This window comes from Enterobacter sp. UPMP2052 (genome assembly GCF_053709675.1).
In genome coordinates this window covers 145237-159707 of record NZ_JBSKJR010000004.1, presented here as the reverse complement: position 1 = coordinate 159707, position 14471 = coordinate 145237, and the positions used below count along the sequence as shown (strand labels likewise).

Below are 14471 nucleotides of genomic sequence, written 5' to 3'. Positions count from 1 at the left end.
CTGTTATGACATCCAATATTTTAAATAAAGACGTAATTGATTATTTAAATTATTATTTCTCTGAAAATACTACAACTGATTTTGCTATTCTTCTCAATGGCTCTTGGGGAAGTGGTAAAACATATTTTATAAAAAATAGTATATTGAATGAGACAAATAGATTAATTAATCCTCTTTATATTACCCTTAATGGCGTTGCTTCAATATCAGAGATCACCGATCAATTTTTTTCTCTTTTATACCCTAGGCTGTCTTCAAAATCTGTAAGAATGCTAGGCGTAATAACATCTCGAGCTATTAATGGATATGTTGGTACAGATGTAGCCAAAGATAACAATGACAAAACGCTAATAAAAGATATTTTTATCGATGTAAAGAATAGAATTATAATATTTGATGATTTAGAGAGGTGTTTAATACCCATTGCAAGTGTATTAGGTTATATTAATTCTTTTGTTGAGCATGAAAGGTGTAAAGTATTAATTGTTGCAAGTGAAAATGATATCTCAAAAGATCAACTTAATGATTATCTTTTAAAAAAAGAAAAAACAATTGGTAAAACTATTTCATTTATTCCGCCCATTAGCGATGTTATTGACTTTTTTACTCAATCTATGATTAATCCTTTGGCAAAAGGAACGATAAAAAACAATATAAAGGATGTATTAAATTTAATCAATGATTCTTTAAGTGTTAATTTTAGAAGTATACGTTCCATTTTTAATGATTTTGAAAGAGTGGTTACAAATTTAGAGATATATATCGGTAATTCTAATATGCCCTTAGTTAAATTACTTATGTCAATGTTAGCTATAGGAATAGAGTATAAGGCTGGAAATATCTCTGCTCTTGAGATGGCCAATTTGCCAACAAATTCATTAAGTTATTCATTATCTAAAAGCAATGATATAAGAGCGGATATCATAGAAAAATATTCGACAGTTGATTGGTTTGACCCCATAATTCCATATTGTTACATAGCGCAAATTTTTGAAACGGGTATAGTTGATATTGAGAATATAAAAATTCATTTATCACAGCATCCACTAATTACCTGTAAAAATAATATTCTTTATTGGCGTGAGTTATGGGCGTGGAATGAATTAACAAGATCGAATTACTTAAAAGCTCGTGACGGCTTAAAATTACAGCTAAAAAATTTTGAATTAGTAGAACCTGAAGTAATCCTACATGTAGTCGGTATAGCATTGAGTTTAGAAGATAATAATGATAATTCTCTTACCTCTGAAATTAAAGTAGTACCTTTTTTCACAAACTACATAGAATTCATAAAAAATGATGATTTATTATTACCGGATATATCTTATTTCAATGATTCGCATCATTCAAAATATAATCTAGGGATGATAAGCAGCGATAAAAATGAATTTAAAGAAGTTAAACAATATCTTAAATCGGCTGTTATCTATCGATTCAATAAAACGATAAAGAAATCTTATCCAAATTTCCTTTATAAAATGTCGCATGAAAATGCAGAATATAAAAGGCTGTACGAATATGATCTCAAAGAAGGAAATTATGGAGGTTTCCCTTTTTTACATTTAATACCAGTTGGATATTTTGCTCATATGTTAATTAGTGATTGGAAATGTAATGGGCTATTGCTTTCATCTCTGCTTGAACGATATTCAAGAGATCAGAATTATAAAAACCTTATAGAAGAATATGTGTGGATAAAAAAATTAAAAACTATGGCTTATAGGATAATTGAAAAAGCAGAAGAACCGCATAAAACCTTATTGAAAAATAGATTGGATTATTATTTTGATTTGATAGAGCAAAAAATACATTAATTATAAATAAATTGAATTTTGGCGGAAGATCACAGGAGTCGAACCTGCCCGGGAACGCTGGCGCCCCCAACTGGATTTGAAGTCCAGCCACCTCACCGGAGATGACGATCTTCCGCGCCTCGATTGCTACATGGAGGCGGGGCGCATTATAGCTACTTTCAGGCATTTACCACATCCCCCAACGCGCTTTTTTCACTGCTCTTTTGACCTTAACCCACCTGTTTCAGTTAATTCCTAAGAAAATCCTCAGGTTAGCTTTTCGTGCTCGTCAACTTTTATCGCGATCACAAAAAACAAGAAACATAACTTGCTAACCAGAAATCAGAATACCCGTCTTCGAAACAATGGTTTAAAAACACGGTAACCGGTCTCAGCGCCCCCTACAGCGTGAAGGATAAAAAAATATGAGCGAAGTACTGTCTGTAAAAGAGAAGATTGGCTACGGCATGGGCGATGCCGCCAGCCATATCATTTTTGATAACGTCATGTTGTATATGATGTTTTTCTACACCGATATCTTTGGTATCCCCGCCGGGTTTGTCGGCACCATGTTCCTGCTGGCGCGCGCCCTGGATGCCATCTCCGACCCGTGCATGGGGCTGATCGCCGACCGCACCCGCAGCCGCTGGGGCAAGTTCCGTCCGTGGATACTGTTCGGCGCGATCCCGTTTGGCATCGTCTGCGTGCTGGCCTACACCACGCCAGACCTCAGCCTGAACGGCAAAATGATTTATGCCGCCGTTACCTACACCCTGCTGACCCTGCTCTATACCGTGGTGAATATTCCTTACTGCGCGTTGGGCGGGGTGATCACCAACGACCCGACACAGCGTATCTCCCTGCAGTCCTGGCGCTTTGTGCTGGCGACGGCGGGCGGGATGCTCTCCACGGTGCTGATGATGCCGCTGGTGAAGCTGATTGGCGGGGAAGACAAAGCTTTTGGTTTCCAGGGCGGGATCGCCGTGCTGTCGGTGGTCGCGTTTCTGATGCTGGCGTTCTGCTTCTTCACCACCAAAGAGCGTATCCAGGTGCCGCCGAGCACCACCTCCATGCGTGAAGACCTGCGCGACATCTGGCACAACGACCAGTGGCGCATCGTGGGCGTGCTCACCATCCTCAACATTCTCGCCGTCTGCGTACGCGGCGGCGCGATGATGTACTACTGCACCTGGATCATGGGCTCGCCAGAAGTGTTCGTCGCGTTCCTCACCACCTACTGCGTCGGCAACCTGATTGGCTCCGCGCTGGCGAAACCGCTCACCGACTGGAAATGCAAGGTCAGCATCTTCTGGTGGACCAACGCCGCGCTGGCGGTGGTGAGCGTGGCGATGTTCTTCGTGCCGATGCATGCCACCGTCCTGATGTTCGCCTTCATCTTCGTCATTGGCGTGCTGCACCAGCTGGTGACGCCAATCCAGTGGGTGATGATGTCCGATACCGTCGACTATGGCGAATGGACTAACGGCAAACGCCTGACCGGTATCAGCTTCGCGGGCACCTTGTTCGTGCTCAAGCTTGGCCTGGCGCTGGGCGGGGCATTGATCGGCTGGATGCTGGCAGGCGGCGGGTATGACGCGGCGGCCAAAACCCAGAACAGCGCGACCATCAGCATCATTGTTGGCCTGTTTACCCTGGTTCCGGCCATCTGCTACGTGCTGAGCGCCATTATCGCCAAACGCTATTACACGCTGAAAACGCCATTCCTGATCAAAATCATGGGCGAGCTGGCGCAGGGCGCGCGCCGCAATCAGCAGGAATTTGAGAACCTGCCGGTCAGCAAAGAATTACAGAACTAAGAGGACGAGAAGATGAAAATCAGTGATGGAAACTGGCTTATTCAACCGGGCCTGAACGTGACGTATCCGGTTCAGGTGTTCGATGTGGAGCAGCAGGGCAACGACCTGGTGGTGTACGTGGCACCGCGCGACGTGCGCGAACGCACCTGGCAGCTCGATACATTGATGTTCACTGTTCGCCTGTTTGCCCCGCAGGAGGGGATTGTCGGGGTGCGCATCGAGCATTTCCAGGGCGCGCTGGATAACGGCCCGCACTATCCGCTGAACGTTCTCAACGACGTGAAGGTCGAGATTGAAAACAACGCGGAGTTTGCCGAGCTGAAAAGCGGCAGCATCAGCGTGCGCGTGACCAAAGGGGAATTCTGGGCGCTGGACTTCTTGCGCAACGGACAGCGGATTACCGGCAGCCAGCTGAAAAATAACGGCTACGTGCAGGACGGTAACACCGATCACAACTACATGTTCGAGCGCCTGGACCTGGGGGTAGGGGAAACGGTCTACGGCCTGGGCGAGCGTTTTACCGCGCTGGTGCGCAACGGCCAGACGGTGGAAACCTGGAACCGCGATGGCGGCACCAGCACCGAGCAATCCTACAAAAACATCCCGTTCTACCTCACCAACCGCGGCTACGGCGTGCTGGTGAACCATCCGGAAAGCGTGTCGTTTGAGATCGGCTCAGAGAAAGTCTCTAAGGTGCAGTTCAGCGTTGAAGGCGAATATCTGGAATATTTCGTGATCGACGGCCCGACGCCGAAAGAGGTGCTCAACCGCTACACGCAGTTTACTGGCCGTCCGGCGCTGCCGCCCGCGTGGTCGTTTGGCCTGTGGCTGACCACCTCATTTACCACCAACTACGACGAAGCGACGGTTAACAGCTTTATCGACGGCATGGCCGAACGCGACCTGCCCCTGCACGTCTTCCACTTCGACTGTTTCTGGATGAAGGCCTTCCAGTGGTGCGACTTCGAGTGGGACCCGGTGACCTTCCCGGACCCGGAAGGGATGATCCGCCGCCTGAAGGAGAAGGGGCTGAAGGTCTGCGTGTGGATCAACCCCTATATCGGCCAGAAGTCGCCGGTGTTTAAAGAGCTGAAAGAGAAAGGCTATTTGCTCAAGCGCCCGGACGGTTCGCTGTGGCAGTGGGATAAATGGCAGCCGGGGCTGGCGATTTACGACTTTACCAACCCGGAAGCCTGCCGGTGGTATGCCGACAAGCTCAAGGGCCTGGTGGATATTGGCGTGGATTGCTTTAAAACCGACTTCGGCGAGCGTATCCCGACAGATGTGCAGTGGTTCGACGGGGCCGATCCGCAGAAGATGCACAACCACTACGCCTACATCTACAACGAACTGGTGTGGAACGTGCTGAAAGAGACAGTGGGCGAAGACGAGGCGGTGCTGTTTGCCCGCTCGGCGTCCGTCGGTGCGCAACAGTTCCCGGTTCACTGGGGCGGCGATTGCTACGCCAACTATGAATCCATGGCGGAAAGCCTGCGCGGCGGGCTGTCGATTGGTCTGTCCGGCTTTGGTTTCTGGAGCCACGATATCGGCGGGTTCGAAAACACCGCTCCGGCGCACGTCTATAAACGCTGGTGCGCGTTCGGGCTGTTCTCGAGCCATAGCCGGCTGCACGGCAGCAAATCCTATCGTGTGCCGTGGGCGTACGATGACGAATCTTGCGATGTGGTGCGCCACTTCACCCAGCTAAAATGCCGGATGATGCCGTACCTGTATCGCCAGGCGGCGCTGGCCCGCGAATTCGGGACGCCGATGCTGCGCGCAATGATGCTGGAGTTCCCGGACGATCCGGCGTGTGATTATCTTGACCGTCAGTACATGCTGGGGGATGGGGTGATGGTTGCGCCGGTGTTCTCCGAAGCGGGTGACGTGCAGTTTTATCTGCCGGAAGGGCGCTGGACGCACCTGTGGCATAACGATGAACTTCAGGGCAGCCGCTGGCATAAGCAGCAGCACGATTTCCTGAGCCTACCGGTCTATGTGCGCGATAACACCCTGCTGGCGCTGGGCAACAACGATCGCAAGCCGGACTATGCGTGGAATGAGGGGACGGCCTTCCAGTTGTTTAACCTGGCCGATGGTGCAACGGCGGTCAGCGAAGTGCCTGCGGCGGACGGCTCAGTGGCGTTTACCCTTAAGGCGTCACGTCAGGGCGACAGCATTACAATTACAGGGGCTGGCGAGGCGCGGAACTGGTCAGTCTGCTTGCGCAACGTGCTGAAGGTGGGCAGCGTGAAGGACGGTTCACACGCAGGTAGCGAGTGGGGCGTGGTGGTGAAAGCCGAGGGAAATGAGGTGGTTGTTCACCTCTGAGCTGAAAAAATGCCCGGTGGCGCTTCGCTTACCGGGCCTACGATGCAGTATTTTTGTAGGTCGGGTAAGGCGCAGCCGCCACCCGGCTTATTTATTGCACAGGTGACCACTCCGCCTGTCATCGTCTGCTGCAGCAACGTGCAGAAGGTGGGCAGCGTGAAGGGCGGTTCACACGCAGGTAGCGAGTGGGGCGTGGTGGTGAAAGCCGAGGGAAATGAGGTGGTTGTTCACCTCTGAGCTGAAAAAATGCCCGGTGGCGCTTCGCTTACCGGGCCTACGATGCAGTATTTTTGTAGGCCGGGTAAGGCGCAGCCGCCACCCGGCTTGTTTATTGCACAGGTGTTGATACCACTCCGCCTGTCATCGTCTGCTGCACCTGCTGTTTATCCATGTTCACCGCACTCAGCTTCCCGTTAACCGTTGGCTTCAGCGGCGCGTGGGCCTGGATGCTGCCGCTGGCGGTCAGCTGCATATTGCCGTCGCCCGCGATTGGCAATGCGGGCCATCCCCACTGGTTGATGATATTGAGCGGTACGCCGCGGCCATTCAGGCTGACGGTGGTTTGACGCTGCGCCAGCTGTGAAACCGTCGCCGTCGCTTCCAGAATGCCTTTTTCCGTGAAGGCGCTAAGCTCGGTAATGTTCACCGTCGCGGCGTTCGCATTCAGCGCCAGAGACGGACGCCGCACGTCAACACGGTTAAAGGTGGCCGCCGCGCCGTTGAGCGTTGCGCTGCCGCCCCACACGCCCCACTGGCGATCTTTAGCCAGCTGCAGGTTTGCGCCGTAACCGTCAAGCGAGGTTATCTGCCACGGGAAGGCCGGGTCGATATCAATGACCAGATTGCGGCTCAGGCCGAATTTTTTCAGCGTCACGCTGTTCAGCCACTCCGGCAATGGCTCCATCCACAGCGTTTTCCAGTTTTCGGGCAGGGTGTACTCCAGCCCGGCGATGGCGGCGTCGTCCAGGACCAGCGCTTTACCGTCGCGCAGCCAGTTGCCGGACGTGCGGACCATACCGCCTTCCCAGCGGGAGGTGAACTGACGCAGCGCGATGCCCTGCGGGGAGAACTCCGTATTCAGAATAGGATCGAACAGATGCAGCGAGCCGTAGATAAATTCGCTGGCGTTCATCGACAGACGCCCGTCCTGGCTCTGCCAGTCGCCTTTGGCGAGCGTCAGGTTGCGCAGGCTTAAATCAAGATCGGTCACCGCCCAGTCCGGCCCCTGAAGACGCGCGTCGGTCACTTCCAGCCGACCAATCTGCAGGGACGGAACGGTGGTGAGCGGCGCGAAGAAATCGGCGAGCGTTTTTTCGCTCTGCAGGCGGATATCATTCAGGCGCAGGGTATCAATAACCCAGCCGCCATCGGCGTTGCGCTGGGCCGAGCCGGTGAGCGAGCCGCGCGCCATATCGGCACCGATGGTGTTAAGCACCACCTCCTTGCCGTTGAGTTTGCCCTCAATTAGCACGTTGGTCGCCGGGACGCCGTTCAGGGTGAGCGAACCCGCGCTCATCTGGATCTGCGCATTTTTGCCCAGCACGTTACCCGCCTCGGGCTGCCACGGGCTCACGCCGCCCGTCACTTTTTGCGCGCTCAAATCCCACTCGGTATTCGGGCTGTTAAAAGCCATGTTGTTCAGCTGCAGGCGGTCTGCCTGGAAAGGCAGCGGCGCGGGCTGCGGGGAGAGGTTCAACGTCCCGTCAAACAGGGTAATAGTGTCCATATGCAGCGGATCGGTAATTTGACGGCTGCTCAGACCAATATCGACCGTTTTGGCGACCAGCGTGGCGGGTTTGCCATCGCGCCCGAAGGTGACGTTTTTCAGAACGATGTGGGAAGGCGATGAAAAGCGGTGATCCATCTGGTCGAAATTGAGTTCGTAGGCGGTATTTTCCGTTACCCAACTGCTGGCCTGCGACGCGCCCCAGCGTGTCTGAAGCAGAAAATAGAATGCCAGCACTACAATAAGCAGGGCCACCAAAAGATAGACAAGTAGCTTTCCAATAAATTTCATGGTCTTCCATCCCGTGAAACGCACATAGAGGAGTTATGCACGATTTATGCGCAATCCTCAAGGCGGGAATGGTGTAAAGAGATGTCACGGCAGGCGTTGACAGCCTGCCGTGATGGCGATCAGTTCTTTTCAGGCGGGAACACAAGGTTTAGAACGATAGCGGTGATCCCCCCGGCGGCGATGCCGGAAGAGAGCAGGTTTTTCACCCAGTCAGGGGCAAACTGCAGGATCAGCGGCTGCTGAGAGACGCCAAGACCGACGGCCAGCGACAGGGCGATAATCATAATTGCGCGGCGGTTCAGCGGCTCGCGCGAGACGATACGCACGCCGGACGCCGCAATGGTGCCGAACATCACCAGCGTTGCGCCGCCAAGCACTGGCTCAGGGATGTGCTGCACAAAGCCGCTTACCGCCGGGAACAGACCGAGCACGATCAGCATCAGGGCGACCACAAAACCCACGTAGCGGCTGGCAACGCCGGTCAGCTGGATCACGCCGTTGTTCTGGCCGAAGCAGGAGTTCGGGAAGGTGTTGAACACCGCCGAGACGAACGAGTTCAGGCCGTTCGCCAGCACGCCGCCTTTAAGACGCTTCATGTACAGCGGGCCGGAGACCGGCTGCTCGGAGACGTCGGAGGTGGCCGTAATGTCGCCGATGGTTTCGAGCGAGGTGATCATAAAGACCAGCATCAGCGGCAGCAGCAGACCCCAGTCAATGCCCAGGCCGTAGTACAGCGGGGTGGGGACTGTAATGAGCGCCGCATTGGCAGGGGCGGTGTTCTCCGGCAGCATGCCCAGCGCCCACGCCATCAGGTAGCCAGCCGCCATCGCAATCACCAGCGATGCCACGCGCAGATACGGGTTACGCTGACGGTTGAGCAGAATGATAATCGCCAGCACGATGCCTGCCAGCAGCAGGTTTTTCGGTGCGCCAAAGGTGTGGTCGTTCATCGCCGCATAGCCACCGCCGATGGACGTCAGGCCAACCTGAATCAGCGACAGGCCGATAATCATCACCACCACGCCGGAAACCAGCGGCGTGATCACCCGGCGCGCCAGGTGCAGCACGCGGGAGATGACCATCTCCGTGCAGCTTGCCAGCATCAGCGTGCCGAACAGTGCTGCCATCATCGTCGGGACGTCCGCACCGCCGGTTTTCAGTGCCGTACCGCCCATGATCAGCGGGGCCACAAAGTTAAAACTGGTGCCCTGAATCGACAGCAGCCCGGACCCTACCGGACCCCACGCTTTAATTTGAATAATGGAGGCGACACCGGAGGCGAACAGGGACATGCTGATGATGTGCTGAGTATCCTGAGCCGGTAAACCGAGCGCCTGGCAAATCAATAACGCAGGGGTGATCACCGCCACGAACATTGCCAGCAGGTGCTGACACGCGGCGAACAGCGTTTGAGGCAGCGGCGGGCGGTCCTCAAGGCGGTAGATCAGTTCACTGTTTTGCTTCTGCGCAATCGGTTGCGCATCAGGAGACTCTATGGTGTTAACGGACATCGGCGGCAATCCCACGGTGGAAAAGCGGGCATTTTATCTGACCAGTTGGTAAAAGCAAACGATTGCATTTAGAAATTTTTCTGAGGGGGATTCTGTGGCGTTTTCAGGCGTTGGAGTAGCGCTCGGTTTCAGGCATCCAGCGTTCGATAAGCGCGGCCGCCTGCTCGGGGTAGCGTTCATGAATATGGCGGGCGAGGCGCTGAACTTCGGGGATCATGGCCTGATCGCGCATTAAATCCGCCACCTTAAACTCGGCGTTGCCGGTCTGACGCGTGCCCAGCAATTCGCCCGGCCCGCGGATTTCCAGGTCTTTTTGCGCAATCACGAAACCATCGTTGCTGTCGCGTAAGACCTGCAGACGCATCTGCGCGGTTTTGGACAGCGGCGCTTTATAAAGCAGAACGCAGTGGGAGGCCACCGCGCCGCGGCCAACGCGCCCGCGCAGCTGGTGGAGTTGCGCAAGACCCAGGCGTTCCGGGTTTTCAACGATCATCAGGCTGGCGTTTGGCACGTCCACGCCCACTTCGATGACCGTTGTGGCAATCAGAAGATGCAGCTCGCCCTGTTTAAAGGCCTGCATGACCGCCTGCTTCTCGGCGGGCTTCATACGCCCGTGCACCAGACCAACATTCAGCTCCGGTAGCGCCAGCTTAAGCTCTTCCCAGGTGGCTTCTGCGGCCTGCGCTTCAAGCAGGTCAGACTCTTCGATCAGCGTACACACCCAGTAGGCCTGACGCCCTTCCTGCATGCAGGCGTTGCGCACGCGGTCGATAATATCGCTGCGACGCGTGTCCGGGATGGCTACCGTCGTCACCGGCGTGCGGCCCGGCGGCAGCTCGTCAATGGTAGAGGTATCGAGATCGGCGTAGGCGGTCATCGCCAGCGTGCGCGGGATAGGCGTGGCGGTCATGATCAGCTGATGCGGATGGTAGCCCTGTTGCAGCCCCTTTTCCCACAGCGCCAGACGCTGATGCACGCCAAAGCGGTGCTGTTCATCGATGATCACCAGCGCCAGACTGTTAAACTGGACCTGTTCCTGGAAGATGGCGTGGGTGCCAACAATCATCTGTACCTGGCCGCTGGCAATCGCCTCCTGCTGCGCAAGACGGGCTTTGCCCTTTTGCTTGCCGGCCAGCCAGCCCACCTCAACCCCAAGCGGGGCGAACCAGGCGCGGAAGTTATTGGCGTGCTGTTCGGCCAGCAGTTCGGTCGGTGCCATCAGTGCCACCTGCTTGCCGTGGGCAATGGCGCGCAATGCGGCCAGCGCGGCAACCAGCGTTTTACCGGAACCGACGTCGCCCTGAACCAGACGCATCATCGGCACGTCGAGTGCCATATCGCGCTCAATTTCGGCGGTGACACGCGCCTGTGCGCCTGTCGGCTTAAACGGCAGCGAGGCCAGAAGCTTATCTTTGAGCTCATCACGCTGGCTTAACGGCTGGGCGTGGAAGCGCTGCGCTCCCGCACGCAGGGCCAGCATGCTCAGGTTGTGAGCCAGTAATTCCTCAAGGATAAGCCGCCGCTGGGCGGGATGCGTGCCGCTTTCTAAATCAATGAGCTGGAGCGTCGGTGGCGGACGGTGCAGGGTACGCAGCGCCTCCGGCAGGCTCATCATGCCCTGCGCCAGCTCCGGCGGCAGTAACTCGGCGATGGCACAGGTATTAAGCAGCTCAAGCGCCTGATCGGTCAGCTTGCGCAGCGTCGCTTGCTTGATCCCTTCGGTCGTTGGGTAGACCGGTGTGAGCGTCTCCTGCAGCTCCGGCATGCTGAGGTCGCCCTGTACGCGGTATTCGGGGTGGATCATCTCTGCGCCGTATTTACCGCGTTTGGCTTCGCCATAAGCCAGCACCCGCCTTCCGGTAGCAAGGCTGTTTTTCATCGCCGCGTTGAAGTTGAAAAAGCGCATGGTGAGAATGCCGGTGCCGTCGCTGATTTGACAGGTCATCATTCGACGTCCGCCAAACGTGATGTTGCAGTTCAGCACTTCGCCCTCAACGGTGGCGTAAATTGCGGGCAGGAGATCGCCAATTTTGTACAGCTGGGTGCGGTCTTCATACCGCAGGGGGAGGTGAAGCAGGAGATCCTGCACGGTGTGCAGGCCAATTTTTGCCAGCTTACCGCTTTGCGCCGCGCCCACGCCCGTCAGGCTGTTGAGCGGGATGGCATCCAGCAGGCGGCCTTTCATCGGTTATCCTGCGTACTGCATGGTAGACCACCACTCGGCATCGGCTTCAATTTCGCCCTGCGCGTTGACGTGGGGGTAAGGTAATTTTTTCTGTTTCGCCACGCGGGCCAGCACCGGATAGCCCCCTTCAAACAGCAGTCGCTGCTGTTCTTCTTCCGGCAGCATGCTGCTGCTGCGCGCGTACATTCCGGCGTTCTGACGCTGGCGCTGTGCTTCATACAGGATCAGCGCGGAGGCAACGGAGACGTTGAGGGACTGTACCATGCCGATCATCGGGATGATGATATCCCGATCCGCCAGATCCAGCGCTTCCTGGCTGATCCCGGTTTTCTCCTGACCCATCAGAATGCAGGTCGGGCGGGTGTAGTCGATCTCGCGAAAATCTACGGCTTTATCGGACAGGTTGGTCGCAAGCACCTGCATGCCACGGCCCTTAAGATGGGATACGGCATCGCCTATTGTCTGGTGAGATTTAACCGAGACCCAGCTGTTACTGCCTGCGGCAGCCGAGACCATCGTACGCATACGCGCGCCCGGCCAGACGGCGTGGACTTCGTGCACGCCGACGGCGTCTGCTGTACGGACAATAGCGGAGACATTGTGAGGCTTATGGACCTGCTCCATGCAGACCGTCAGGTCAGGCTGGCGCCTGGCGAGCATTTCACAGATACGTGCATAACGTACTGAATTCATAAGCCTAGTTTCTGTTACGAGTGACTTTGATAACGTCTGGCATCACGCGGATTTTGCGCATAATGTTCGCCAGATGCACACGGTCGCGCGCGGTCAGGCGAATAAAGGCGCTATACACGCGGCCATCTTTCTCTTCCGTGTTCAGGCTTTGAATGTTGGAAGAGGCGGTGTTGATGGCAGCCGTCAGGTTTGCCAGAGCACCCTGGTGGTTGAACATATCCACCTTAATTTCGGTGATAAATTCCTGCGCCGTCTCTTTATCCCATTCGACCGCCATAAACTTCTCCGCTTCTTTCTGATAGCCGCGGATGTTACGGCAGGATTCGTGGTGGATCACCAGGCCTTTGCCCGGGCTGACGTGGGCAATGATCGGGTCGCCGGGGATAGGTCGACAGCATTTCGCGAAGGTAATGAGCACGCCGTCAGCGCCTTTAATCGGCAGATGACCGTGGCCTTGCGTCGTGGACTGCGGCACGGAGGCGGTGTCGCCCTGCTGCAGGTTCTTCGCTACCACCACGCTCATGGCGTTACCAAGGCCGATCTCGGCCAGCAGGTCGTCCAGCGAGGCGAGCTTCATGCGCTCCAGTTCATGCTGGATGTTCTCTGGCGGGATCTCCGCGAGCTTACGGCTGCCGCCCAACGCGTGGTTGAGCAGACGACGACCCAGGCTTACGGAGTCATCGCGCTTGAGGTTTTTCAGCAGCTGACGAATTTTGGCGCGCGCCTTGGAGCTGACGACAAAGTTCAGCCAGGCCGCATTCGGACGGGCGCCCGGCGCGGTAATAATTTCCACCGTTTGACCGCTGGCGAGCGGTTGCGACAGCGGGTAAGGCTGTCTGTCGACGCGCGCGCCCACGCAGGCATGGCCGATATCGGTATGCACGGCGTAAGCAAAGTCGACCGGTGTGGCACCAGCAGGCAGCTCGACGATGCGCCCCTCTGGTGTGAAAACGTAAATCTCATCCGGGAAGAGATCGGATTTCACGCTCTCAATGAATTCAAATGAGCTACCCGCGCTCTGCTGCAGTTCCAGCAGGCTTTGCATCCAGCGCTGGGCGCGGATCTGTGCGGTAGTGCTGCTTTCGCCACCGTGCTCTTTATAGGCCCAGTGTGCCGCGACACCCATTTCCGCCATCTGGTCCATATCTTCGGTGCGGATCTGCACTTCGACAGGCACACCGTGCGGCCCGATCATCGAGGTGTGCAAAGATTGATAGCCGTTCGCTTTTGGAATGGCGATGTAATCTTTCACGCGCCCCGGACGCGGTTTATACAGGCTGTGCATCTGCCCCAGCACGCGATAGCAGGTGTCCGAGTCCTGGACGATCACGCGGAACGCGTAGATATCCATGATCGAGTGAAAACGCTGCTCTTTAAGCACCATTTTGCAATAGATGGAGTACAGGTGTTTTTCGCGACCGCTGACGCGGCAGGGGATCCCCGCTTCCTGTAAACGTCCTTCAATCTCAGAGAGGATTTTTTGGATCATCTCTTTACGGTTACCGCGCGCGGCTTTCACCACCTCTTTAATTACGCGATAGCGGTTCGGGTACAACGCTTCAAAACCCAGCTCTTCCAGCTCGGTTTTAATGTGATGGATACCTAAACGGTGCGCCAGCGGACTGTAAATTTCGAGGGTTTCACGGGCAATGCGGCGACGTTTGTCCGGGCGTAATGAGCCCAGCGTGCGCATGTTGTGCGTGCGGTCAGCGAGTTTGATGAGAATGACGCGGATATCCTGCACCATCGCCATAATCATCTTGCGGAAGTTTTCGGCTTGCGCCTCTTTCTTATCGCGGAAGTTCAGCTTATCAAGCTTAGAGACCCCTTCCACCAGTTCGGCAACGCTTTTGCCAAACAGCTGTTCCATATCCTGGTAAGTGGCAGGGGTATCTTCGATCACGTCATGCAGCAGGGCAGCCATCAGCGTTTCGTAGTCGAGTTTCATCTCGGCCAGAATACAGGCTACCGCAACCGGGTGCGTGATATAGGGTTCACCGCTTGAACGTGTTTGGCCCTCGTGAGCGTCACGTGCAACGAGATACGCCTGCTGAAGACGCTTAATCTGGTCTTCAGGCAGGTAGGTTTGAATCAGTTGATTCAGGCTTTCAAACAGATACAAGG

The 14471-nt window shown here is 54.8% G+C and carries 9 protein-coding genes and 1 tRNA gene; 4 read left to right on the top strand and 6 right to left on the bottom strand.

The window, feature by feature from the left end; all coding sequences use genetic code 11:
• The first annotated feature begins 5 nt into the window (after positions 1 to 5).
• Positions 6 to 1814, top strand: a complete 1809-nt coding sequence (locus tag ACWKX3_RS14315) for a P-loop NTPase fold protein (RefSeq protein ID WP_454541987.1) — start codon at positions 6 to 8, stop codon at positions 1812 to 1814.
• 19 nt (positions 1815 to 1833) lie between these two features.
• Here ACWKX3_RS14315 and ACWKX3_RS14310 read toward each other — a convergent pair.
• Positions 1834 to 1928 (bottom strand) — tRNA-Sec (locus ACWKX3_RS14310).
• 290 nt (positions 1929 to 2218) lie between these two features.
• On the opposite strand from ACWKX3_RS14310, the gene ACWKX3_RS14305 reads away from it, so the two are divergent.
• The 3 genes from ACWKX3_RS14305 to ACWKX3_RS14295 all read left to right on the top strand — a co-directional run bounded on the left by ACWKX3_RS14305 (position 2219) and on the right by ACWKX3_RS14295 (position 6178).
• Complete coding sequence (locus ACWKX3_RS14305; RefSeq protein ID WP_058610858.1) at positions 2219 to 3610, top strand: glycoside-pentoside-hexuronide family transporter; 1392 nt, start codon at positions 2219 to 2221, stop codon at positions 3608 to 3610.
• 12 nt (positions 3611 to 3622) lie between these two features.
• Positions 3623 to 5941 (top strand): alpha-xylosidase, encoded by a 2319-nt coding sequence (gene yicI, locus ACWKX3_RS14300; protein WP_454541986.1) that lies wholly within the window; start codon positions 3623 to 3625, stop codon positions 5939 to 5941.
• Between the two features lie 102 nt (positions 5942 to 6043).
• A complete protein-coding gene (locus ACWKX3_RS14295; RefSeq protein WP_454541985.1) occupies positions 6044 to 6178 on the top strand; it encodes a hypothetical protein in 135 nt (44 codons plus the stop codon).
• Between the two features lie 91 nt (positions 6179 to 6269).
• Here the strand turns inward: ACWKX3_RS14295 and ACWKX3_RS14290 are convergent, their stop codons facing one another.
• The 5 genes from ACWKX3_RS14290 to spoT all read right to left on the bottom strand — a co-directional run bounded on the left by ACWKX3_RS14290 (position 6270) and on the right by spoT (position 14469).
• Positions 6270 to 7958 carry an AsmA family protein gene (locus ACWKX3_RS14290; RefSeq protein WP_454541984.1) on the bottom strand — a complete coding sequence of 563 codons (1689 nt, stop codon included), beginning with the start codon at positions 7956 to 7958 and terminating at the stop codon, positions 6270 to 6272.
• 119 nt (positions 7959 to 8077) lie between these two features.
• On the bottom strand, positions 8078 to 9469 hold the full coding sequence (locus ACWKX3_RS14285) for a nucleobase:cation symporter-2 family protein (RefSeq protein WP_006177706.1): 1392 nt from the start codon (positions 9467 to 9469) through the stop codon (positions 8078 to 8080).
• Positions 9470 to 9572: 103 nt separating this feature from the next.
• A complete protein-coding gene (gene recG / locus ACWKX3_RS14280; protein WP_454541983.1) occupies positions 9573 to 11654 on the bottom strand; it encodes an ATP-dependent DNA helicase RecG in 2082 nt (693 codons plus the stop codon).
• Between the two features lie 3 nt (positions 11655 to 11657).
• Positions 11658 to 12347: a tRNA (guanosine(18)-2'-O)-methyltransferase TrmH gene (trmH, locus tag ACWKX3_RS14275; protein ID WP_058610855.1), complete on the bottom strand. Its 690-nt coding sequence runs from the start codon at positions 12345 to 12347 to the stop codon at positions 11658 to 11660.
• Positions 12348 to 12351: 4 nt separating this feature from the next.
• Complete coding sequence (gene spoT, locus ACWKX3_RS14270) at positions 12352 to 14469, bottom strand: bifunctional GTP diphosphokinase/guanosine-3',5'-bis pyrophosphate 3'-pyrophosphohydrolase (protein ID WP_006177709.1); 2118 nt, start codon at positions 14467 to 14469, stop codon at positions 12352 to 12354.
• Positions 14470 to 14471: the final 2 nt, after the last annotated feature.